This is a genomic window from Rhodothermales bacterium (assembly GCA_041391505.1).
GTDB lineage: Bacteria > Bacteroidota > Rhodothermia > Rhodothermales > JAHQVL01 > JAWKNW01.
The window spans coordinates 1-22477 of sequence record JAWKNW010000008.1; the positions used below are offsets into that span (position 1 = coordinate 1).

Below are 22477 nucleotides of genomic sequence, written 5' to 3' on the forward strand. Positions count from 1 at the left end.
GGACGACGCCCGGCTGCGGGCCCGGCGCTTTACCATTGCCTACCTCGCCCGCCGCGCCCGCACGGAACACGAAGTGCGCGACGCGCTCCGGCAGCGCGACTTCGCCGGCGAGGTCGTCGATCACGCGATAGAGCGGCTCAAGAGCCTCAACTACCTCGACGATGCCGACTATGCCCGGCGCTACGTCGACAGCCGGGTGAAGGCCAAGGGGTATGGACCGATGCGGTTGCGCCGCGAGTTGCAACGCCGGGGCGTGGCGGCCGCGCTCATCGAAGCCGCGATCGCTCCGCTGGAGGCCTCGAACGAGCTCGAGGAACAGGCCCTCGCCCAGGCGCGCGGCCGGCTGAACCGGTTGCGACGCGAGCCGGATGAACGCAAGCGGCGCAAGAAGCTCAGCGATTTCCTGTTGCGGCGCGGTTTCGATTTCGATACGATATCGCCCGTGGTGGAAACGGTGCTGCGCGAAGCGCGCGTCGGCTGAGGCGGCCCGGCCCGCCGGCGAAACGAGGCGCCCGGGGATCACAGATCGATCTCCCGGGGTAGACGCCTTGCACGCATCCATCATGACCGCCCCCGCGGCGTAGACCGCCTTTCCGCCCACACGCTCCGCCTCGTTCATGCAAGCCGAAAGCAGCCCCGAACATACCGAGCCGGCCGCCGTCTCGTCGCCCGATCTCGACACGCCGCTCTCGCTGCCTTCCGTCGGCTCGCGCCGGCGCTCCTCCCTGACGCCGGATCGCATCGTCCGGGGCATCATCTGGTCGCTGCTCACCGCCGTCACCGTGTTCCTCATCTGGTCGTTCGCCGGCCTGATCGTCTACCTCCTAATCGGTCTCGTCGTCGCGTATCTGACGCAGCCGCTCGTCGAGCGCATCCAGCGTTTCGGGCTCCGGCGGACGCCGGCCATCCTGCTCACCTTCCTGCTCGTTTTTACGGCGTTGAGCATTCTGCTCTCCACCCTGGTGCCCGTACTGGCCAGCCAGGTCGGCGAACTGACGCAACAGATCACGGCGGACACCGTGACCACCTGGGCCAATGCGCTCGAGGCCCAGTTGCGCAATTTCCTTCCGATCATGCCCGAAGGCACCATCCAGGCCAGCTTCAGCCGCATCTCGCAGCAACTGTTCGCCGAAAGCGGCTTCGCGACGGTCATCACCTTCATGGTGGATGTCTTCACCGATTTGCTCTTCGGCATTCTGATCGTGCCCATTGTCGCCTTTTTCCTGCTGAAGGACGAACTGTTGCTCCGCAAACGCCTCGTCCAGCATGTCCCGAACCGGTTCTTCGAAATCAGCCTGGGCCTGCTCGACAAGGTGCAGACGCGCATCGGGCGCTACATCAGCGGGCTCCTCGTGCAGGTGCTGGCGGTGTCGACCACCGCGACGATCGCCCTCCTCTTCACCGATCTTCGGTACGCCCTCATCCTCGGCCTCTTCACGGGCATCGCCAACACGATCCCGTATTTCGGGCCCATCGTGGGCTTCTTCGCCGGCACCCTGATGGCCATCGGCCAGACCGGCGATTTTTCGCTCGTCCCGGGCCTGCTCGTAGCGATGGGAGCGACCCAGATCATCGATAACGTGCTGTTCCAGCCGTTCATCTTTTCGCGCGCCGTACGTACCCATCCGCTCGTCATCCTTTTCGTGGTGCTGATCGGCGCCCAGCTGAGCGGCATCGTCGGCATGCTCCTCGCCCTGCCCATCACGACCGCCGTCCTGGTGACCATCGAGCAGGTGCTGTGGAGCGCCAAGAACTACAGCATCCTGCGTACCGCGTGATGACGACGTTGAGCCAGCACATACGACGCATCGACGGCATCGTCTTTTTGCTCGGCCTCGCGGGTTATGCAGCCTTCGCCCTGCTTATGCCCCGCGTCGCGACGGATGGCGCGGCCGTATTCACGCGCCCGGAATCCGAACTCATCGAATCCGCCACCCGCTTCCTCATCGATCAGGGGTATGAGACGGAGGGCCTGACGTGGTATGTCCATCCGCGGCGGGATCCGGCGGTCCTGGACACCCTGCAAAAAGCGATGGGGCGGCAACGCGCCCTGGAAACGGTCCGCGCCGGCGCCGTCCTGCCGGCGTTTCACTGGTTCGTTCGGGCGGAGTTGCCCGCCCCGACCGTCGAAGGACAGGGCAACATCCGGATCGGCGAATCGAACGCGACGGAGTGGTTCGAGATGCGCCTCGACGACCGGGGGCACGTCTGGTGGTTCAACAGCTCCGTCTCGAACCGCGTCTTCCAGGCCGTCAACCGGAACGTGCTGTTTCAGGCGATTCCCGACACGGGACGCACGGCCACCCTGTTCCAGAGGCTCGCCAGCCTGCCGGATTCCACGCTGCTGGGCGCCCTCCTCTTCAACCTCCGGGATTCGCTCGACCGGCCCGGCAATCCGCCTCGCGACACGCCGCCCGGGGAACGCCCCGCCGGCAACGAGCGCGGCCCGCTCCGGTTGACCCCGCTCCAGCAGGGCGACGCCGTCCGCCTCGCCCGCATCCATCTCAACCAGCTCGTGCCGCCGGCGTACGGCTTTGTGGTGGATACCCTCCACACGCGAAACGACGGCGCCGCGCCGCTGCCCCTGCCGCGTCACATCGCCCGGTCGCGAGCCATCCAGTTCGCCTACGAGCCGGAGCGCGCTTCCGCCGTCGTAGCCTTCAAGGGAACGGATCCCACGACCGGTCTGCCGATGAAGGCCGATCTGTCAATGACGGCCGGAGGCCTCCTGCTCGGCGCCGAAATCGCCTACGCGCCGCCGACGCCGGCGTCGGCGCGGGAGGATGATTATTCGTTCTCCCTGTCGACGGAACTGGTGTCCCTTCTGCTCTTGATTTCGATCGGCATTTTTGTGCTGGTCCTGTTTTTCCGCCGGCTCAGCGCGCGACTCATCGACGTAAAATCGGCGCTTCAGGATGCCTTGCTCGGCGGCGTGTTTCTGGCGACGATCGTCTTTGTCAGCATGGGCAAAGACATGATCACCGCGGATGACGACTCGTGGTCGGTGACCTTCATCTGGATTGGGACCACGCTGCTCGCCGGCTCGATCGGGGGGTTCATGACGTTCATCGTCTCCAGCGCCACCGATTCGCTGGCCCGGATGACCTGGCCCGAAAAGCTGCAGGCGCTCACCTACGCGCGCAATGTTAACTTCTACAACGTCCCGACCGGCCTGTCGCTCCTGCGCGGGCTTGGCGTCGCCGGCATCATTCTGGGGCTCCTCGTCGCTCTCCTCGGTCTCCTGCCGGGTGTCCCGACCTTGACCGAAAGCGGGGATACGGATTTCCTCCGCGAGAACAGCCTGTTTGCGACCGGCCTGTATATCGGGGTTCGGGGCTGGTCGACCCAGCTCCTGCTCCTCACCGTGCTGCTCGGCGTCGGCTCGGAGGTGATGCGCCGCTTCCCCTCGAAGCGCGTTTTTTTCATCGCCATGCCCATCCTGCTGACGCTGACGAACCTGAGCCCGTACAAGCTATGGCCGGATGCGCTCACGCTCGTGCCCTCGGCCCTGATCGCCCTGGTCGTCGCATTCACGTTCTGGCAATACGATTTTGTGGCCTGTTTCGTCGGGCTGATGGCGTATGGCATGCTCTGGGACACGGCGCCCGGGTGGCTGCCGGCCGGCGCGCCGGACATCGCCGAATCCATCGCGACGCTGGCCTGCATCGGAGGGGTGGGGTTACTGGGTTTCGTGGGGTTGATCAGCCGGCGCACCTCGCCGCCCGATACCTTTTACCGCCCCGCCTACATCCAGGAGCTGGCGCAGCAGGAGCGCCTGCGCGGCGAACTCGAAAACGCACGCGCAGGCCGCCCGCCCATCGAGATGCCGCGCATGCCCGGGGTCGATATCGCGGCGTTTCTGCATCCCCGCCCAGGAAGGGAGGATTATTACGATTTCATCCGCATCGACGAACACCGCCTCGCCCTCGTCGTCGGCGGCGATGTGAGTGGGCAAGGGGATTCAGGCGGTGCTTTTCATGACGCTCACCAAGGATTCCTGCGCGCGCTCTGCCGGAAGAAGTGCCTTCGCCGGCGGACGCGAGCAAGGTGAACGCCCTGTTTTGCGAGAACGCGCCGCGCGGCATGTTCATTCCATGATCTACGGCATCCTGGACACCCGAGCGGTACCGTTCACCTCGTTCGCCCGGCACCGATCCGATCATCGCGCGGCGCATGAACGAACTCCCGGGCCGAATACGTCCGCCCCGGCGGATGGCGATCGCTCTACGGCGGGCCCGTCGTCTTCGACAGGCGATCCAGGAAACGGACCTCCTCACCGCCCGGAGATCCTCGCGTTCTACACGTGACGCCGTACGAGTCGGTCAACGCCGAACATCAGCAGTTCGGGCCTGAGCGCCTGCTGCGCACCGTCGCCGAGTTTGCCGGCGCCGCTGCCGAGATCCTGGACCACATCGTGCACCACCTCACCGGTTCTCCGCGCCACGGGCCGCGCCGACGACATGACCGTCGTCATTCTGCGATGGATCGACCCCGGGCTTCCGCCCTGAATCACACATGCCTCGGGAACGCTTCATGCCGGCTGACCTCCACGCCCCGTCGCACCCGGTGCAGCAGGACGCCATCCTGAGCGCCTGGAGACGCGCCTGAACTTGCGCTCGTCCTCGGCTCCGGGCTCGGCAGCCTGGCCGAGGCCATCCGGATCCGGTGGTGATGACCGGTCGTTGCCGCACTATCCGGCATCGACGGCCCCGGGGCACGAGGGGCGCCTGGTGTTCGGCGAACTCGAAGGGCGCCGCGTGGTCTGCATCCAGGGACGGGTCCATCTCTACGAGGGCATCACCGTCCAGCAGGTCGTCTTTCCGATCCGGCTCGTCCACGCGCTCGGGGCGCGGAGGCTGCTGGTGACCAACGCGGCCGGCGGGATCAACCGGACCTTCCGCGAGGGCGATCTGATGTTCATCTCCGACCATATAAACTTCGCCTTCGCCAACCCGCTCGTCGGCCCGAACGGCGACGAAGGGCCCCGCTTTCCGGACATGTCGGACGTCTACGACGCCGGCTGGCTCGGCCGGGCCGAAGCCGTCGCGCTCCGCGCGGGCATCCAGACCCGCCGCGGCGTCTACCTCTGGACACGCGGCCCATGTTACGAAACGAAGGCCGAAATCCGCTGCTATCGCCAGCTCGGCGCCGACGCCGTGGGGATGAGCACGGTGCCCGAAGTGATCCAGGCCCGGCACCTGGGCATGCCGGTGCTCGGGATCTCGGCCATCACCAATCTGGCCACGGGCATGCATCACGCGCCGCTGCGCCACGAGGACGTGCTCGAGGTCGGCCGGCGCATCCGCGACCACGCCGAGCAACTCGTCCGCTCCATCCTGCGCGACGCCACGGACGCCTGAAGGCGTACGGGACGCGCCCACCGCCCGGACCTATCCGCCCCTTGCCCTCGCGTCATGATCGAAGAGTTTCGAACGGAGAGTGAAGAATGGATTGTATTTTGCTGAATTGGTTCAGATATTAGGGAGTGAAATTTGCTCCATAAGCAGTCCGACGAACTGTCTCCATTCTTGACGTTGCGGTTGTTTCATCAAAGCCTGGTTAATGGGCGAGGGGAGGTTATCGATGAGTTACGAACGGGAGAATCCAAACCGATCGTACGGCGAGCGCGATGAGTATTCGGACGACGACTATTACGAAGGTCGGGATCGGTCGCGGTCCTCTGGCCGCTACCGTGATGAGGTCTATTCGAAGCGAGTGCCTGCTGGCAAACGTACCTACTTCTTCGACGTAAAAACGACGCGTTCCGGTGAAGACTTCTTTTTGACGATCACGGAGAGCAAGCGGATCGACGAAACGCGGTACGAGAAGCACAAGATCTTCCTGTACAAGGAGGACTTTGGCAAATTCCTTTCTGCGATGCACGAAGTGGTTCAGCACATCAAGGATGAGTGCCTGCCCGGGTACGAGTTCCGGGGCCTGCCCGAGCTGACCATCGTCCCGCAAGAGGACGAAGACGAGTATCACGACAACGAAGACTACTAGGTTCTGTCTGAAAAACCGTTCAGACAGAAACGTATCCTGAACGTGATTCAGGATCCAACGCTGTTTTGAAGGTTTTTGGGGTACTCGGGGACAACCCGAACCATTTTTCAGACACGGCCAAGGTTCTGTCTGAAAATCCGTTCAGACACGGCCTAAGGCCGTATTCGACGTTGCAACGCATCGGCCACGGGCGCGCGCCGGCTCGTTGCAATCTGGCGGGAACACGATCGGGGGATGGAGGCCTTAATCCATGCTCCCGACCTCATGAACCCTCGCGCCCCGCGCGCGCCAGCGAAGCCAACCCGTGATACCCATCGTAACGTATTCGGAGCGGGATACGCGTCTCCATGCGATCCTGAACCGACAGGCAGCCTTCAGTCCGGAGGTTGACGCCTCCGTTCGTGTCATTCTGGATCGGGTTCGATCCGAAGGGGACCGGGCGCTTGCGGATTTTACCGAGCAATTCGACGGAGTGAGGCCGGCCGCGCTGCGCGTCAGCGACGAAGACCGGCAGGCCGCGTACCGGAACCTGGATCCGGCCTTTCTCGATATCCTCTCCGAAGCCGCCGGCAACATCCGCCGCTTTCATGAAGGGCAGCGCCGGCAATCCTGGTTCATGGAAGAGGGCGACGGGGTCATCCTGGGGCAACGCGTGCTCCCGCTGGAACGCGTCGGTCTCTACGTCCCCGGCGGCAAGGCGTTTTACCCTTCGAGCCTGCTGATGAACGCGATCCCGGCGCAGGTCGCCGGCGTCCCCGAAATCCACCTCGTCTCCCCTCCCGGGCCCAACGGATTGCCCCACGCGTCGGTGCTCGCCACGGCCCAGCTCCTGGGGCTCGAACGCATTTACAGCGTGGGCGGCGCCCAGGCCATCGCCGGCCTCGCCTACGGAACCGACACCATCCCCCGCGTCGACAAGATCGTCGGCCCGGGCAATGCGTACGTCGCCGCGGCAAAAAAACAGGTGTACGGCCGGGTCGCGATCGACTCCATCGCCGGCCCCAGCGAGATCGTGGTGCTCGCCGACGCCGCGGCCGACCCGGAATTCGTCGCGGCCGACCTGCTCTCGCAGGCCGAGCACGACGAGCGCGCCTCGGCCATCCTGGTCACCCCCTCCGAAGCCCTGGCGCGCAACGTCCGCGACCAGATCGAACGGATGGTGCCTCGGCTTTCGCGCCGCGCCATCATCGAGCCTTCGCTGGCCGACTTCGGCGCCCTGGTCGTCACCGAAACGATGGACCAGGCCGTTTCGATGGTCAACGAACTGGCTCCCGAGCACCTCGAACTGCTCGTCCTCGACCCCTGGGCCCTGTTGCCGCGCATCCGCCACGCCGGCGCCGTCTTCCTCGGCCCGTATTCCACCGAGCCCGTCGGCGACTATTTCGCCGGCACGAACCACGTGCTTCCCACGGGCGGCACCGCCCGGTACGCCTCCGCGCTCGGCGTCGACGACTTCGTGCGCAAGCAATCCATCGTCTCCTACACCCGGGAACGTCTTGCCGCCACCGGCCCTCGCATCGTCCGCTTCGCCCGCGAAGAAGAACTGACGGCCCACGCGCTCGCCGTCCAGGTCCGGCTCGACCGCGAATCCGGCGACTGACACGCCCCGCGGGCACGGGGCCGGATCACGCCGGCCCATCGTTCGTTTAGTGCCCCACCCCATTCCTTTTTGATGAGCCCCCGACGGCTCGGTGCATGGAGATGAAGCAGGAAGCGCCACTGGACCGCGCAATCAACCGGATTCGGCCGTCCGTCCGGCATGAAAAGCCCTATATCGTCGCGCGCGATCCGGGCGAGATCCACATCAAGCTCAACCAGAACGAGAATCCGGCGGATCTTCCCGCGGAACTCAAGGAAAAGCTGATCAAGGCCTTCTTCGAGGTCCCGTTCAACCGGTACCCCACCGAGCAGCCGAACCGGCTCCAGGAAGCCATCGGCGCGCATACCGGGCACGACCCGGCGGGCATCCTGATCGGAAACGGCAGCAACGAACTGACGCACACGCTCGGGCTCGCGCTGATCGAGCCGGGCCGGCCGGTCGTCCTGCCGGCGCCCATGTTCTCCCTGTACACCTCGGTCGTTCGCCTGTTTGAAGGCCGGCCGATCCAGGTGCCGCCGCTCCCCGACCTGCGCTTCGACGCCGCGGCCCTGCTCGACGCCGTGCAGACGCATCGCCCATCGCTGACCATCCTCACGACGCCGAACAACCCGACCGGGCTCTCGATGCCGCTCTCCGAAATCGAACCCATCGTGGACGCGGCGGCCGATTTCGGGTTCGTCGTGGTCGACGAGGCCTATGTCGAATTTACCGAAGAGACGAGCGCGCAGACCCTCCTCGACCGATATCCGCACCTGATCCTGGTGCGCACGCTCTCGAAGGCGTTCGGGCTCGCCGGCCTGCGCATCGGCTACCTCATGGCGCATCCCGCCATCATCCAGGAGTTGCTGAAGGCGCGCCTGCCGTTCATGATCGACAGGCTCTCCGAATCCGTGGCACTGGCTTTGCTTGAAGCGCCCGCGTTGCTTGCGGAACGCGTTGCGGCGATGAAAAAGGCGTGTGGGGATATAACGAGAGCCCTCGCCGCCATGCCCGGCGTTCACGTCGTTCCGAGTCAGGCAAATTTTGTCCTCTTCAAAACAGAGCGGGGTGGACGGGACGTCATGAAGCAACTGGCCGCGTCCGGAATTCTTGTCCGCGATATGAGCGGATATCCGGAATTACAGGGTTATCTTCGTGTCAGTGCCGGTCTTCCAGAAGAGAACAAGGCGTTCTTGAGCGCGTTGGAAAGGTCATTGCATACGCTCGCGTCATCGGCTTGATGAGGCCGGCGTTGGCACGTGCTTCGGGCCTTTCCTTTTCCCGTATTTTTTCAGCATCGTCGATGCAAGCGTAAGAGTCAATGGAATTTATTCAGGTAGACATCGTTGGACTCTCAACCAGCCCGTCCAGCGGCGGCGCGTACGCGCTCGTGCTAGGAGAGATTGAAGGAAATCGCCGCCTGCCGATCATCATTGGCGCTTTTGAGGCGCAAGCCATTGCTCTGGAACTCGAGAACATCCAGCCGCCTCGCCCGATGACGCACGATTTGCTGCGTGATCTGTTCGAGACGGTGGGCGCCGAAATTCTGGACGTGGTCATCGACGAGTTGCGCGAAGGGACGTTTTTCGCCAAGATCCGCTTCGTACACGGCGGCGACGAGAGCCAGCTGGACTCGCGCCCGAGCGACGCCGTCGCCCTGGCCGTGCGCGTCGGCGCCCCGATCTACGTCGCGCCGGCCGTGCTGGAAGAAGCCGGCATCCCGACCGAGGAGGAAGGTGTTTCCGCCCTTCCCAAACCTGAAGTCGAGGAAAAGGCGCCCCGCCCGGTCTCCAAGCTCAAGCAGATGGAAGACCAGCTGGAGAAGGCGATCAGCGACGAGAACTACGAACTGGCGGCCAAATTGCGGGACGAAATCGAGCGCACCCGCGGCGAACAAACGCAGAACTGACCCTCGCCCACGTGTGTAGGCGATCCCGGGGTGGCCGAAGCCTCCTCACCCACCTGCGCCCCCCCCCAGCGCACCCGGCCCGGATCGACATCGATATGCACCCCAATACGGTCTATCAACACGTTTCGTCCATACCCTACGCCGCCCTGTCCTCTTCGCCCCTTTTTGCCGACTACTGTACCCGTTACGGGCGAGTAGCCGGGTTCTATAACGGCGACTTCCGCAACCCCGACGACCTCCGGGCCGCGCTGCGGCGAACCCTGGCGGTGGACCGCGACCGGGATGCGCTCGTCGACGCGCTGACGGCGCAACAGGCGCGCTGGGGCGTCGATGAGGCCACGCGCCAGTCCCTCGAAACCCTGCGATCGCCTCGCGCCGGCGCCGTCATCACCGGCCAGCAACTCGGCCTCTTCGTCAGTCCGCTGTATACGATCTACAAGACGCTGACGACGATCCAGCTGGCCCGGCACCTGTCCGACACCTCCGGGCATCCCGTCGTGCCGGTCTTCTGGCTCGCCGGCGAGGACCACGATTTCGAAGAAATCGCCTCCCTGACGCTGCTCAACGGCAGCGACCTGTCCGACGTAACGTACCCCGAACCGCCCCTGGCCGCGGGCGCCGTCAATGCGGGGCCGGTCGGCCGACTTCCTGTCGCGCCGGCGATCGACGACCTCATCGCGCGCGTCGGCGACGCGCTGCCCCGAACGGACGTGACGCCGGACCTGCTCGCGCTGCTGCGCGATGCCTACCGGCCGGGTGTACCGATGGAAGACGCCTTCGCCCGCGTGCTCCGGCACCTGCTGCCCGGCACCGGCCTCATCATCGCCTCGATCGACGACCCGGCGATGAAGCGCCTGGCGGCGCCGCTCTTCGAGCGCGAGGCCCGGGACTGCGCCGGCTCCAACGCGCGCCTCGCGGCCGCCAGCGAGGCCCTGATCGCGGCGGGCTACCATGCCCAGGTGACGACGCAGCCGACCAATCTGTTCGTGATGGATCCAGAAGGACGGCTCCCCGTCGACGCAGAGGGCGGCCGGTTTCGGTTGCGGGGGACGACACACGAGTGGTCCGAGGCGGAGCTGATCCGCACCATCCGTGAGACGCCGGAGCGCTTCAGCCCGAACGTCGTCCTGCGTCCGATCCTCCAGGATCTGCTTTTTCCGACCGTCGCCTATGTCGCCGGCCCGGGCGAAACCGCCTATTTCGCGCAATACCGCGGCGTGTATGACTGGGCGGAGGTGCCGATGCCCATCATCTATCCGCGTGTAAGCGTATCCCTGCTGGAGCCGGCCGTCCGGAAGCACCTCGATCAGTACCCGTTCGCCCTGCCCGACTATGCCCGCGGCGCGGAGAAACTGCTCAAGGAGACCGCCGCCAGCCGCATGCCGGCATCCTACGAAGCCGCGTATGCCCGGGCGATGGAGGCCTTCGATGCGCATCTCGACGCGCTGAAGAAGGAAGCCGGCGAGATCGATGCCACGCTCGAACGCTCCGCCGAGTCATCGCGCGTGCGGATCCATCGCACCATGAGCCGGCTGCACGACCGCATGGTGCGCGGCCAGAAAAGGAACATGGACATCGACCGGCAGCGCATCGAACGCATCGCCGCCCACCTCTTTCCGCACGGAAAACCCCAGGAGCGGGCGCTTTCCCCGCTGCATCTACTGAACGAATACGGGCTGGATTTTTTTGTGCGGCTGATGGACCGGCTTCCCCTCGACACCTGGGAGCATCACGTGCTCGACACCTGACGTCTGCCGGCGCGCGCGGAGAACGGCAGCGCCAGCATCACCAGGAAAAGCCCCTGCAGCGCCGCGATATTGTCCGGCCCGCCGCAACGTCCGATGCCGGGCACTTCGTCCCCGGCGCCCAGCGCCACGATATCGGCATCGGCCTCCTCGAGGCGCTGCGTACGCGAGCAGAGATTGACGCTGAGGCCTGCGCCGTCGAAGGCGTGCGCGTAAATCAGGTAGGACTTCCCTTTCTCGAACCCGTAGCCGCACGCCGCGCTGTTGGTGGCCGTCGTCACCACCACCTCCCCGTCGCTGATGCCTTTCCAGCTTTTGTCGACGTCGATGCGCACGATCAGCCGATCGTCGATCTCCACGATGCTGCGGACGCGGCCGGAAAACACGGCGGCGGCCTGGTTGCGCTCGGCAGCCGGCGTCCCCGGCATGACGCAGGAGCAGGCATAGGCCGCGGCAGGGGCGAAGGCGAGCAGCAGGAAAAACAACGGGATGCGAAGGGAGCGCGGCATGGGGACCTCTCGAACGATGGCGTGATGGGAACGTAACTGGGCTAGTTTGCTACATTAGACCTCGCAAGATCACCACTATTCCCGGGAATTCCTTGCCTACGCTGACCGAACTCCTCGAATCCGCCCGCACCATCGCCGTCGTGGGCATGTCGCCCACGCCGTCCCGCACCAGCTATGCGATCGGGCGCTATCTCATCGAAGCCGGCTACAACGTGATTCCGATCAACCCGAATTGCGACACGATCGAGGGCCGCACCTGCTATCCCGACCTCGCCAGCGTGCCCGGGGACGCCGGCATCGATATCGTCAACATCTTCCGCCGCCCCAAATATACCGCCGATGTCGTCCGCGAAACGCTGGAACGGATCGCCGGCACGGGCGAACGGCCGGCCATCTGGACGCAGATCGGGGTCTCAAGCCAGGAAGCCGAAAAACTGGCCACCGACGCCGGCCTCGTATACATCCCTAACCGGTGCATCATGGTCGAGCACACACGGATGGGGTAAGGGGTTTAAGGTTTAAGGATCCAGGTTCAAGGGATGTTTTGTTGCGTCATGCAGACCGCTCCATCCTTGAACCTTGAACCTCAAACCTTAAACCCTTTTCCCCCCAATCCGCTGAGGACCTCGAATCGGGAGATCTCGTAGCGCAGGCCGTCGCGCATGGGGGCGAGGCGGTCGTCGAGATGGCCGCGGGTGGCTTCGAGCACGGAGAGGTGGAACCAGTGCTGCGCTTCGGGGCCGGACGAGAGGCCGCGGCGATTCGTGTTGTTGGCATACACGTCGATGCCACGTTCCAGGCTCTGGTTGATATTCCAGAGGTTGTGCTGCTTGTCCGCCAGGCTGATCGCCGCCGCGCCGATGGAATGCGTGCGGATGCCGGCTATATAATCCTCTTTCCGCTGCCGCCACGTCCGGTGCTTGCCGGCTTCGTCGAATTTTTCCTCCGTCACCTCCAGCACGATCCGCGCCACCTCCTCGCCGACGATCTGTTCGAGGTGCGCGAGCCGCAGGTAATGGTCGTACTGGTTCGCATCCTCCAGCACATCGTGGAGAAATGCCGCCGCGACGACCGCGTCCTCCCATCCGGCGCGCAGGATCGTCATCGCCACGGCGGTGACATGGGCCATCACAGGGACGCGGAGCATGGCGCCGTCGGGCACGTCGAAAGGCGCATCGCGCCACCGCCCCTTGCGGTAGGTGCCGTCGTGCCACTGCGCGGCCAGTTCGATGGCGTGTTCGATGAGGGGGTTAAAGAGCGTCGTGGACGACGGAGCGGTCATACTGCAGATGGGCTATAGATCGTTTGGGCTACGGCCGTTTGCCGGCGCAGTTCCCAACGGAGTTTCAAGGATTCAGGTTCAAGGTTTGAGGAAGTTTTTTCCGGAGCCGGTGCGTCATTTCGAACTTTAAACCATGAACGTCAAACCTTGAACCTTTTCAGCCCTGCCATCGTTGTTTTGCCTTTCTGCATACGTTTTACCGCAGTTCTTACGTACCGTCATGGCTGGTTATCCCTTCGCCGAAATCGAACAGAAATGGCAGCGCGTGTGGGAAGGAGCGAAGACCTTCCGCACACCCGACCAGGTCGACCCCTCCAGGCCGAAGTATTACGTGCTGGATATGTTTCCGTATCCGTCCGGGGTCGGGCTCCACGTCGGCCACCCGCTCGGCTACATCGCGACCGACATCCTCGCGCGGTACAAGCGCATGCGGGGCGTCAATGTGCTGCATCCGATGGGGTTCGATGCCTTCGGGCTGCCGGCCGAGCAGTTCGCCGTCGAGCATGGCGTCCATCCCCAGATCACGACGCAGAATAACATCGACAACATGCTCCGCCAGCTGAAGCGGCTGGGGCTGAGTTACGATTGGGACCGCGTCATTTCCACGACGGATGTCGATTATTACCGCTGGACCCAGTGGATTTTCCTGCAGCTGTACCACAGCTACGTCGACCAGGAAACGCAGCGTGCCCGCCCGATCGCCGAACTGGTGCAGAAGCTGGAGGCCGGCGCCTGGACGATCGATGAAAACAACCGGCTGTCGCCGGCGGGCGGACAGACTTGGATCACGCTGACGCCGGCCCGTAAAGAGGCCGTGCTGGCGAACTACCGCCTCGCCTTCCTGGCCGAAGTGCCCGTAAACTGGTGCCCGCAACTCGGCACCGTGCTGGCCAACGAGGAAGTCACCAACGAGGGCCGCAGCGAACGCGGCAACTACCCGGTCTTCAAGCGCCCGTTGCGGCAGTGGATGCTGCGCATCACGGCGATGGCCGAACGCCTGGGATCCGACCTGGAGCTGATCGATTGGCCCGAGGCCATCAAGATCATGCAGCGCAACTGGATCGGCCGGAGCGAGGGCGCCCACATCGTTTTTCCGATCGACGGACACGAGGACGCGCTGAAGGTCTTCACGACGCGGCCCGACACCCTGTTCGGCGCCACGTATATGGTGCTCGCGCCCGAGCATCCGCTCGTCGATACCCTGACGACGGCCGCGCAACGCGAGGCCGTCGCGGCCTACAAGGCGTGGGCGCAGAGCCGGTCGGAGATCGACCGCATGGCCGAGGGCAAGGAGAAAACCGGCGCCTTCACGGGCGCCTACGCCATCAACCCGGCCAACGGTCAGCGCATCCCGATCTGGATCGCCGATTATGTGTTGATGGGCTACGGCACCGGCGCCATCATGGCCGTGCCGGCGCAGGATGAGCGCGACTGGGCCTTTGCGAAAACCTTCGACCTGCCGATCATCCGAACCGTACAGCCGCCCGACGGCTTCGGCGACGAGGCGTTCACGGGCGACGGGCCGGCCATCAACAGCGACTTCCTGAACGGCCTCGGGGTGAAGGAGGCCAAACGAAAGATGACCGCCTGGCTCGAAGAGCACGGCCACGGCGAAGGCACGATCAACTACCGGTTGCGCGACTGGCTCTTCAGCCGGCAGCGCTACTGGGGCGAGCCGTTTCCGATCCTGCACGGCCCCAACGGCGAAATCCGGCCGGTCGACGCCGCCGAACTGCCGGTGCGCCTGCCGGAAATGGAGGACTTCTCCCCCACGGCCAGCGACGATCCGGACGCTCCGCCGCGCCCGCCGCTCGGCCGCGCCCCCGAAAGCTGGCGCCACGTCACCATCGACGGCGTCCGCTACGAGCGCGAGCTGAACACGATGCCGCAATGGGCCGGCTCGTGCTGGTACTACCTCCGGTTCATCGACCCCGAAAACGAGGCGGCCTTCGTCGACCCCGACAAAGAGCGCTACTGGATGGGCGGCAAGGGCATCGACCTCTATGTGGGCGGCGCCGAACACGCCGTGCTGCACCTGCTCTACGCCCGGTTCTGGCACAAGGTGCTCTTCGACCTGGGCCACGTCTCGACGCCCGAGCCGTTTGGACGGCTCTTCAACCAGGGCTATATCCAGGCCTACGCCTATCGGGACGCCCGCGGGATCGCCGTGGCGGCCGACGATGTCGTGGACCAGGACGGCCGGCCGGCGACCGAGGTGCAGGACCAGCCAAATCGCCGCTACTTTTACAAGGGCGAGCCGGTGACGCAGGAGTACGGCAAGATGGGCAAGAGCCTGAAGAATGCCGTCAATCCGGACGACATGTGCGACAGCTACGGCTGCGACACGCTCCGCCTGTACGAGATGTACCTCGGCCCACTGGATGCCTCGAAGCCGTGGAATACGCGCGACATCGTCGGCGTCAACCGCTTCCTCCAGCGCATCTGGCGGAATTTTGTCGAGGAGGATACCGACCGGCTGCTCGTCGTGGACGACGCACCAACCGACGAGCATGTGCGCCTCCTCCACAAGACGATCAAGCGCGTGACGGACGACATGGAGCGGCTGAGTTTCAACACCGCCATCGCGGCCCTCATCGAAATGAACAATGCGATCAAAGGGCTCGATCGGATCCCCCGCGCCCTCGCGGAGCCGTTCGTCCTGATGCTCGCCCCGATGGCGCCGCACGTGTGCGAGGAATTGTGGCAGCGGTTCGGCCACGCGGAGTCGCTCGCGCACGCGCCGTGGCCGGCGTATGACGAACGCTTCCTGCAGCAAGACACGCTGGAGATCGCCGTCCAGGTCAACGGCAAAGTCCGCGGCACCCTCGTGATCGCCGCCGACGCGTCGAAAGACGCCATCCTCTCGGCCGCCCGCGCGCTGGAAAACGTCGCGAAACACCTCGAGGGCAAGACGATGCGCCGGGAGATTTACGTGCCCGGGAAAATCGTCAACCTGGTGGTGGGGTGAGCTGGCGAGCGCTAGCCGCGCATCGCTTCCCGCATTAAAGACAAAAAAGCCGGCCCCCTTGATGGAGGCCGGCTTTTACCCTTCAGGTCAAAGCTGTTTCAGGCCTGCTTCACCGCCTGGATCTCAAGCACGATCTTGACTTCTTCGCTCACCAGCAACCCGCCGGCCTCAAGCACCGCATTCCAGTTCAGACCGTAGTCGGTCCGGTTGATCTTGCCGACCGCCGAGAAGGCGATCTTTTCGTTGCCCCAGGGGTCCTTGGCCCCACCGAGAAACTCACCCTTCAGCTCGATAGGCTTCGTGACGCCCCGGATGGTGAGGTTGCCCGTCATCGTGAACTCGGAATCGCCCTTCGAGGCGACGCCGGTGCTCTCGAAAGTCATCACAGGGTGATGCTCCGCATCGAAAAAGTCCGCCGAACGCAGGTGATTGTCGCGATCCGTGTTCCGCGTATCGACCGAAGCCACCTGGATCGTGGCTTTCGTGGTCAGGGAGGTGAGGGCGCCGTCCGCCTTGACGGTCGCTTCAAATGCTCCGAACGAGCCCTTGACGGTCGAAATCCCGAGGTGGCGTACCTGGAAACCGATTTCAGAATGGGCGGCATCGACGGCAAAGGTGCCTTCGGCGATCTGGGTCGTAGTCATGATGTATCTCCAGTGGTTTTCGTGAATGTCGGTTGCGCCGGACGCGCGGTCTTGTTCTTTGTACGCCGGCAGGACCTAATGTTTCGATATAGAATTATAGTTTTCACACACAGTTACAACTTAGTAACATAACAGACCGGCCGTGTGCGGGCAAGCGATTGGGGCCAGACGACACGGACCGTATCTTCGCACGGTTGGGACAGGCGTCCCGGAGCTACGCTCCTGGAGCCCTGCTACGTATAACCTGCCACCTCTTCCGATGCCAACTCCACTCCACCTCCTCGCGTTCGCCGCCCACCCCGACGATGTCGAACTCTCCGCCGGCGGCACCCTGTGCAAGCTGGCCAACGCCGGCTACCGCGTCGGCATCGTCGACTTCACGCGCGGCGAACTGGGCAGCCGGGGCACGCCGGAAGGCCGGCTCGAAGAGGCGGCGGAAGCCGGCCGGATCATGGGGCTGGCGGCCCGCGAAAACCTGGGTCTGCCCGACGGCGACATCGAGAACTCGAAACGCAACCAGGGACGCGTGATCGAAACCCTGCGCCGGTACCGGCCGCATATCGTCCTGGTGAATGCCGCGGTGGATCGTCACCCCGATCACGGGGCGGCGCACCGCCTGGCGATGTCGGCCATCTTCTACAGCGGGCTGCGCAAAGTGGAAACGGTGGAGCACGACGGAAGTCCGCAGGAGCCGTGGCGCCCCCACCACATCCTCCAGTACATGCAGACGACGCCGTTCGAACCGACGCTGGTGGTCGATGTGGGGGACGTCTGGGAACAGCGTACGCGCGCGCTGCTGGCCTTCCGGTCGCAGATCGCGAATCCGGACTACACGCCGGCGGCCGACGAGCCGCAGACGTTCGTATCCAATCCGATGTTTTTCCGGTTCATCGAGGCGCGGGCCCAGACCTTCGGCTACAGCATCGGGGCGACGCACGGCGAAGGGTTTCGCTACGAACAGACGCCGCTCGGCGTATCCGATCTGGTGGCTTTCCTGGATCGGGAACGGGTCTTTCGCTAGCGGCCTATCGCGGAGGAGAGGGATTCGGGACGGGGCGCGAGGCGGACGGATATGACGGTCTCGCCCGGGCGCGCCGTATCGACGACGAGGATGAGCGCGTTCGAGGCCTCGTCAAGGCGCCAGTCGGCGCCGGCGACGTCGAGCACGGTCTCCGAGCGGTCGTACAGCTGCATGGCGAGCGTCACGGCGCGGACGGCTTCGGGGCCGTCATTTTGCAGCACGACATCGAACGCCTCATCGCGCCGGTCGGCCTGCAGGCGCACCGAGAGGTTGTCGCGCTGTTTCCACCAGGCTCCGACTTCCCCGAGCGTCGTCATCCAGCTGCCGCGCAGACGGGCATGCCGGGCCAGCGCCTCGATCACATCGGCGCGGCGCTTGGTGAGCGCCTGGATGCCGGGTTCGAACGCGTAGAGGAAGAGGCCGCCGCTCGTCTCGATGCGGTCGAGGTCGCCCTTCAGCGCCGAGGCCATCCGAACGATCATGGCGTTGGGAGACGACTGGCTGCCCCAGTACGCCGGGTTGGTCAACTCGCTCGGATAGAACCGGACGACGTCGCGGGGCGGCGTCCCGCCCAGGAGGAGCGAATCGCGGTAATCGAGTTCGCGCTCCCACCGCACGAAGGTGGGGACCCGGAAGCCGGGGGTCGCGTCGAGGACATAGGAGAGGCCGAGTTCGTGCGCCGTTTTGAGGGTCTCGACATCATAGAGTCCGCCCGGCGCGTAGAGCCCCGCCGGCCGCTGGCCGGTTTGTGCTTCGAACGCGGCCATCGCGTGTTCGAGGCGCTGGCGCTGCAACGCCGGCGGCTGGCCGGCCAGGAGTTCGTCGGTGTCGGCCGACAGCGCCACTTCGCCCTCCTCGCCCATCTGGCGGACGAGTTGGGGATAGAAGATGGTTTCGTCGGTGGTGAGGAAAAACGTCGCCGGCGCCTGCTCGGCGCGCAGCGCCTCCATGAGCACGTCCATCACGGTCAGAAACTGATAGGGCTGATGACCGATCTCGGGCAGGACGGCCAGCACGAAGGCCGACTTCGCGCCGCGCGGCCACGGCCGGATGGCCACCGCCGGCGTGCGGGTGAGGCACGCCATCGCATTGATCATCAGGGCCTGGAAGACCTGCTGGGAGTCCGGTATGCGGGAGACATCGCGCCCGGTAAAGCCCATCCATACGAACTCGCCGGCGCCAAAACGGCCATGCGCGAACAGCGTAGGATCTTCGGAGAGCAGCTGCCCCGAATAATTCTTGGTCGACCCGAGCGACTCGTTGCGCAGCGGCACGGCCAGCGTGACCCCCGGGGCCCGCCCCACGTTGAACGCGTAGCCGTCCGGCAGTCCGTCGGTGATGGGGTGCCCGCCGCGCAGGCTCACGTCGACGCCATTGATGGTATCCGGTAGCACCCCGGCCAGGCGGAGCCCGAACACGTCCTGCATGAACCGATCGTCCGCAGGCTCGCCGGGTGCCGCCATCGTGGCGATGGGCCCCGAGGCGATCACGCCGCCGCCGCGCTCGATATACCGCCGGACGGCGGCCTGATGCGGGGCGGACATGACGGAGGACGCCGGCAAAACGATCAGGCGGAGCGGGGCGAGCGAGGCATCGGTGAGGCTGGAATCCTCCAGGATGCGATAGGGGATGTCCAGTCCGACCAGAAAATACTCCCACCCGCGCACCACCTCGTCGGCATAGGCTTTTTCGGTCGCATAGGCCGAATCGGCGAAAGCCGGCGGCGCGAGGATACCGATCTGGGGCGTACGCGCCGCGGAGAGCCAGGCCAGGCCGTTGGCGACGTCGTCGTACGGCTGGGTGAGCGTCACCTCCGGGTGGATGCCCTGAGCCTGCGCGCGCGGCGCGGCGAGCGCGCCCAGCAGGAGCAGCGCCAACGCGAGAACCCGCCGGCCCGAAGGACGGCGTGCGGCGCTATGTAGGTTGGATGGGCTCATGGCGAGAGGGGCATCTTAGCGGATGACGGACGAGGCAAGGGTCTCCATGCCTTCCGGCACGATATCGATATGGTAGAGCCGCGTCTGCAGCGGACGCAGGGCGCTGACCTTCATCAGGATCATCGTATTCCCCTCGATCAGCTCGTGCTGCGGCACGGGGCCGCCGATGAGTTCGGGGCGGATCTGGATGCTCACGACGGGCCGGCCCAGATCGATCAACAGGCTGAGCTGGCGCGCCGTTTCGCTGTTTTGATTCGATATCTGGAGCACGACGCGCGCGTCGCTGTTTTTGTTGAGCGACACCTGGATGGCCTGCCGCTGCCGCCACCACGACCCGATTTCATCGGCCGTCCCCATCCAGAACTTGTCCTGCCGCAGGGCGCGGGCCGTGGCGAGGACGGAAGATCGATAGGGCGCACGCGCCAGTCCGGTGTCGTGAACGACCAGTTGATACACGCCCCCTTCCATGTGGACGCGCTCGTAATCCGTCGCCATCATGTGCTGGATCGTCGCGGGGTCCGCGTCGGGCTGGCGGTGGAGAAACTCGATGTCCGTTCCAGACGGCGAGTTGAACTGGGTGATGAGCGGCGCGATATCGCGCAACACTTCGGGGGCCGTCCGCGTCGCGATCGAATCCGGCAGCACCGTCGTGAAGCCGGTAAACTGGAGGGCGCGGAGGAGGCGCTTGCTCACGCGGCCGGCGTCCGCCGGCTTGTAGGATGTCACGGGCACCCCGGTCTCGGTCTCCAGCGCCGTTTTGACGGTAGCCAGTCGATTTTCGTGCGACAGGCTCGATTCGCCCCGGTCGCTTCCCGGCGCATCGAGCAACCCCACGCGTCCGGCGCGGACGAACGTCTGCACCACGGCCGGCGGCAGCGGCGCATCCGGCGCGCGGAGGAAAAAGTCGGCCCGGAGGTTTTCTGCGAGGAGCGAATCGGCGAGCGTGTGCAGGTTGCGCAAGTCGCCATCGCCCACCGCGGTGATGATGGCGGCGGCGTCATAGGGCGCCGGCCAGTCGCGAAGCCACGCCGACGGCGCGCGCCGCAGGTAGTTCATCACATTGATAAAAAAGCGGTCGATCACCACGACATCCTCCTCGTTCCGGTTGCCGATGCCCATGGCGTCGCGGCGAAAGCCGGAATAGACGAAACGGCTGCCGAAATTGACCCCGTATACGATGCCCGTGTGGTTTACCAGGCTATCCGGCTGGAGGTGGCGGCCCCACTGGCCCCAGTAGCCCACGACGTCGGTGCTGTCGCCCGTGATATGGAGCCGGAGGGCGGGGTCAAAAACCTGCACGTTGAAACTGTATCCGCCCGGGATGCCGGCCGTCAGGACGGTGTTGCCCCGCATGGCGAACTGCTCCATGCCGTAGCCGGTGTAGGCATAGGGCGACTCGCGGCCCGTCCGGTCGCCCTGCCAGCTGTAAAAAGTGAGTTTGACCGCCTTCTGGGGCGTCATGAGCCCGTCGACATCGCGCAACGGCAGCGTGAGCGTATCGGCCAGCACGTAGTCTTCGCGGGGCGGCGGAGCGGTGGTCGGCGCGACGAGGCGGTACTGCCGGAGCGGCGCAAAGGACTGCGTCGTCTGGAGTGCCGGCGCGCCGGGAAGCACGGGCAGATAGATGCCGGGCTCCGTAGATCCCGGATGGATGGATTCGTGCGCGCGGTAGTTGCCCTGGTACCGGTCGACAAAATCGACGACCTCGACGCCGAACGCCTCCTGCAGGAACGACCAGCCGCGCACCGAGCCGTCTTCGCGGTAATAGCCGGGCATCCAGGACGCGTACACGCTGCCGCCGTTCCGCATGAACGCGAGCACGTTGTCGACCTCCCGATCGCTCATGGCGAGCGCCGCCGGCAGGATCAGCACATCGAAATATTCGGTGGAGAGCCCGGATTCGAGATCGCGATCCGAGATGCGGCTGTACGGGAAGTCGTAATCCGGCGAGCTGAGGAATTCATGCCAGGTGGCGAGCAGGTTGTCGAGCCAGCGCGCAGTGGAATCCTCCGGATTGATCTGGCGGATCGTGCGCGAATATTCGCTGGCGAGGAGCGCGATCCGGGGCGGCTCGCGATCGGCGTCGGACGCGGGGTAAAACTCCTTGATGCTGAACGTACCCAGCGCGCTTTCGAGCAGGAGCACGTAAACGAGTACCCCGGCGGACAACGCGGTGACCCCCAGGGTCATGAACCACAGCGTATTGACCTGTTCGAGCTCAAATCGGGCCATATTCCTACCTGCGAACACGGGCTAACGCGATCAGGCCGCGTCGCCGTCCGACCCGGCCTCCGCGCGATGGGCGGACGCGGCGCGTCCGTTGCCGGCCGCCGGCGTGCGCGGAATAAAACCGTCGTCCGTGTATTCCCAGAAAAACGAGCTGAGCGGCATGCCGGCCGCGGCGCGCTGCGGCAAGTGCGCACTGTCGCCGCCCTCGGGCATCGCATAGTTGCTGCTCATCTCGACATACTGCCCCGGATGAGGTAGCGTCCCGGTCGGCGCCATGTACATCTGGGCTTCGGCGGGCGCGGAATCGCCCCCGTGCATCATCATGCCGGGCTGGCGCACCGCCATGAGCACATGCGGGTCGACCTGTTGCGGCTCCTGTTTCTCAACAGCGTTGCCGCGCAACTCCCGCATCTTGTACAACACGTACGCCGCAACGGCCAGAATGAACGTGGCAACCGTACCGACCAGAATGATGGTGGAGAGGATCGGAACAATCTCCATGGTGATTATCCTCAGATTTCAGAAAAAGACGACCGATGATGGATGCAGAACGGGCGAGAGCGCCCGGCCGGCAGGATGCCGGCTGCTGTACGTTCGTCCTGGGAAAAGGGGGATCGACGCGGCGTTCCGACGGAATCGAAACGACCTGTC

Annotated in this window: 19 protein-coding genes; 12 read left to right on the forward strand and 7 right to left on the reverse strand. The window is 65.0% G+C overall.

Going from position 1 to position 22477, the window contains the following annotated elements; all coding sequences use genetic code 11:
• From R2834_09760 to R2834_09770, 3 genes are all read left to right on the forward strand, one after another.
• The coding region (locus R2834_09760; protein ID MEZ4700601.1) for a regulatory protein RecX at window positions 1–481 on the forward strand (481 nt) is incomplete at its 5' end.
• A gap of 136 nt (window positions 482–617) precedes the next feature.
• Entirely contained in the window at window positions 618–1778 is a 1161-nt protein-coding gene (locus R2834_09765) for an AI-2E family transporter (GenBank protein MEZ4700602.1), read from the forward strand.
• The gene (locus tag R2834_09770; protein ID MEZ4700603.1) at window positions 1775–4051 is read left to right on the forward strand and encodes a hypothetical protein; all 2277 of its coding nucleotides are present in this window, start codon (window positions 1775–1777) and stop codon (window positions 4049–4051) included. The genes R2834_09765 and R2834_09770 overlap by 4 nt, the downstream gene beginning before the upstream one ends.
• Window positions 4052–4297: 246 nt before the next feature.
• Here the strand turns inward: R2834_09770 and R2834_09775 are convergent, their stop codons facing one another.
• Entirely contained in the window at window positions 4298–4444 is a 147-nt protein-coding gene (locus tag R2834_09775) for a hypothetical protein (GenBank protein ID MEZ4700604.1), read from the reverse strand.
• A gap of 238 nt (window positions 4445–4682) precedes the next feature.
• Between R2834_09775 and R2834_09780 the strand changes: the two genes are divergently transcribed.
• The 6 genes from R2834_09780 to bshC all read left to right on the forward strand — a co-directional run bounded on the left by R2834_09780 (window position 4683) and on the right by bshC (window position 11239).
• Complete coding sequence (locus tag R2834_09780; GenBank protein ID MEZ4700605.1) at window positions 4683–5360, forward strand: purine-nucleoside phosphorylase; 678 nt, start codon at window positions 4683–4685, stop codon at window positions 5358–5360.
• 223 nt (window positions 5361–5583) lie between these two features.
• Complete coding sequence (locus R2834_09785; GenBank protein MEZ4700606.1) at window positions 5584–6003, forward strand: DUF3276 family protein; 420 nt, start codon at window positions 5584–5586, stop codon at window positions 6001–6003.
• Between the two features lie 304 nt (window positions 6004–6307).
• Window positions 6308–7603, forward strand: coding sequence for a histidinol dehydrogenase (hisD, locus tag R2834_09790; GenBank protein MEZ4700607.1), 1296 nt, complete (start codon window positions 6308–6310; stop codon window positions 7601–7603).
• Window positions 7604–7698: 95 nt separating this feature from the next.
• Window positions 7699–8823: a histidinol-phosphate transaminase gene (hisC, locus tag R2834_09795; GenBank protein MEZ4700608.1), complete on the forward strand. Its 1125-nt coding sequence runs from the start codon at window positions 7699–7701 to the stop codon at window positions 8821–8823.
• 80 nt (window positions 8824–8903) lie between these two features.
• Window positions 8904–9491 (forward strand): bifunctional nuclease family protein, encoded by a 588-nt coding sequence (locus tag R2834_09800; GenBank protein MEZ4700609.1) that lies wholly within the window; start codon window positions 8904–8906, stop codon window positions 9489–9491.
• Between the two features lie 95 nt (window positions 9492–9586).
• The gene (gene bshC / locus R2834_09805; protein ID MEZ4700610.1) at window positions 9587–11239 is read left to right on the forward strand and encodes a bacillithiol biosynthesis cysteine-adding enzyme BshC; all 1653 of its coding nucleotides are present in this window, start codon (window positions 9587–9589) and stop codon (window positions 11237–11239) included.
• On the opposite strand, the gene R2834_09810 is transcribed toward bshC, so the two are convergent.
• Window positions 11221–11745 carry a hypothetical protein gene (locus R2834_09810; GenBank protein MEZ4700611.1) on the reverse strand — a complete coding sequence of 175 codons (525 nt, stop codon included), beginning with the start codon at window positions 11743–11745 and terminating at the stop codon, window positions 11221–11223. The two genes, bshC and R2834_09810, sit on opposite strands and share 19 nt — an antisense overlap.
• 92 nt (window positions 11746–11837) lie before the next feature.
• Here R2834_09810 and R2834_09815 point away from each other — a divergent pair, with 92 nt between their 5' ends.
• A complete protein-coding gene (locus R2834_09815) occupies window positions 11838–12251 on the forward strand; it encodes a CoA-binding protein (GenBank protein MEZ4700612.1) in 414 nt (137 codons plus the stop codon).
• Between the two features lie 80 nt (window positions 12252–12331).
• On the opposite strand, the gene R2834_09820 is transcribed toward R2834_09815, so the two are convergent.
• Entirely contained in the window at window positions 12332–13027 is a 696-nt protein-coding gene (locus R2834_09820) for an HD domain-containing protein (protein MEZ4700613.1), read from the reverse strand.
• Window positions 13028–13247: 220 nt separating this feature from the next.
• Between R2834_09820 and leuS the strand changes: the two genes are divergently transcribed.
• Window positions 13248–15995, forward strand: coding sequence for a leucine--tRNA ligase (gene leuS / locus R2834_09825; GenBank protein ID MEZ4700614.1), 2748 nt, complete (start codon window positions 13248–13250; stop codon window positions 15993–15995).
• A gap of 98 nt (window positions 15996–16093) precedes the next feature.
• On the opposite strand, the gene R2834_09830 is transcribed toward leuS, so the two are convergent.
• The gene (locus R2834_09830; GenBank protein ID MEZ4700615.1) at window positions 16094–16639 is read right to left on the reverse strand and encodes a YceI family protein; all 546 of its coding nucleotides are present in this window, start codon (window positions 16637–16639) and stop codon (window positions 16094–16096) included.
• Window positions 16640–16898: 259 nt separating this feature from the next.
• On the opposite strand from R2834_09830, the gene bshB1 reads away from it, so the two are divergent.
• On the forward strand, window positions 16899–17660 hold the full coding sequence (bshB1, locus tag R2834_09835) for a bacillithiol biosynthesis deacetylase BshB1 (protein ID MEZ4700616.1): 762 nt from the start codon (window positions 16899–16901) through the stop codon (window positions 17658–17660).
• On the opposite strand, the gene R2834_09840 is transcribed toward bshB1, so the two are convergent.
• From R2834_09840 to R2834_09850, 3 genes are read right to left on the reverse strand one after another with little or no spacing between them, the layout of a single operon-like run.
• A complete protein-coding gene (locus R2834_09840; protein MEZ4700617.1) occupies window positions 17657–19597 on the reverse strand; it encodes a polysaccharide deacetylase family protein in 1941 nt (646 codons plus the stop codon). The two genes, bshB1 and R2834_09840, sit on opposite strands and share 4 nt — an antisense overlap.
• A 15-nt stretch (window positions 19598–19612) precedes the next feature.
• Window positions 19613–21829: a hypothetical protein gene (locus tag R2834_09845; protein ID MEZ4700618.1), complete on the reverse strand. Its 2217-nt coding sequence runs from the start codon at window positions 21827–21829 to the stop codon at window positions 19613–19615.
• Between the two features lie 30 nt (window positions 21830–21859).
• Window positions 21860–22327: a hypothetical protein gene (locus R2834_09850; GenBank protein MEZ4700619.1), complete on the reverse strand. Its 468-nt coding sequence runs from the start codon at window positions 22325–22327 to the stop codon at window positions 21860–21862.
• Between the last annotated feature and the right edge of the window lie 150 nt (window positions 22328–22477).

Excerpts from the sequence above, each read along its gene's own strand:
- R2834_09850 (MEZ4700619.1), bottom strand. The coding sequence starts at position 22,327 with ATGGAGATTGTTCCGATCCTCTCCACCATCATTCTGGTCGGTACGGTT.
- R2834_09810 (MEZ4700611.1), bottom strand. The coding sequence starts at position 11,745 with ATGCCGCGCTCCCTTCGCATCCCGTTGTTTTTCCTGCTGCTCGCCTTC.
- leuS (MEZ4700614.1), top strand. The coding sequence starts at position 13,248 with ATGGCTGGTTATCCCTTCGCCGAAATCGAACAGAAATGGCAGCGCGTG.
- R2834_09845 (MEZ4700618.1), bottom strand. The coding sequence starts at position 21,829 with ATGGCCCGATTTGAGCTCGAACAGGTCAATACGCTGTGGTTCATGACC.
- R2834_09820 (MEZ4700613.1), bottom strand. The coding sequence starts at position 13,027 with ATGACCGCTCCGTCGTCCACGACGCTCTTTAACCCCCTCATCGAACAC.
- hisC (MEZ4700608.1), top strand. The coding sequence starts at position 7,699 with ATGGAGATGAAGCAGGAAGCGCCACTGGACCGCGCAATCAACCGGATT.
- bshC (MEZ4700610.1), top strand. The coding sequence starts at position 9,587 with ATGCACCCCAATACGGTCTATCAACACGTTTCGTCCATACCCTACGCC.
- R2834_09840 (MEZ4700617.1), bottom strand. The coding sequence starts at position 19,597 with ATGAGCCCATCCAACCTACATAGCGCCGCACGCCGTCCTTCGGGCCGG.
- bshB1 (MEZ4700616.1), top strand. The coding sequence starts at position 16,899 with ATGCCAACTCCACTCCACCTCCTCGCGTTCGCCGCCCACCCCGACGAT.
- R2834_09785 (MEZ4700606.1), top strand. The coding sequence starts at position 5,584 with ATGAGTTACGAACGGGAGAATCCAAACCGATCGTACGGCGAGCGCGAT.
- R2834_09830 (MEZ4700615.1), bottom strand. The coding sequence starts at position 16,639 with ATGACTACGACCCAGATCGCCGAAGGCACCTTTGCCGTCGATGCCGCC.
- R2834_09765 (MEZ4700602.1), top strand. The coding sequence starts at position 618 with ATGCAAGCCGAAAGCAGCCCCGAACATACCGAGCCGGCCGCCGTCTCG.
- R2834_09800 (MEZ4700609.1), top strand. The coding sequence starts at position 8,904 with ATGGAATTTATTCAGGTAGACATCGTTGGACTCTCAACCAGCCCGTCC.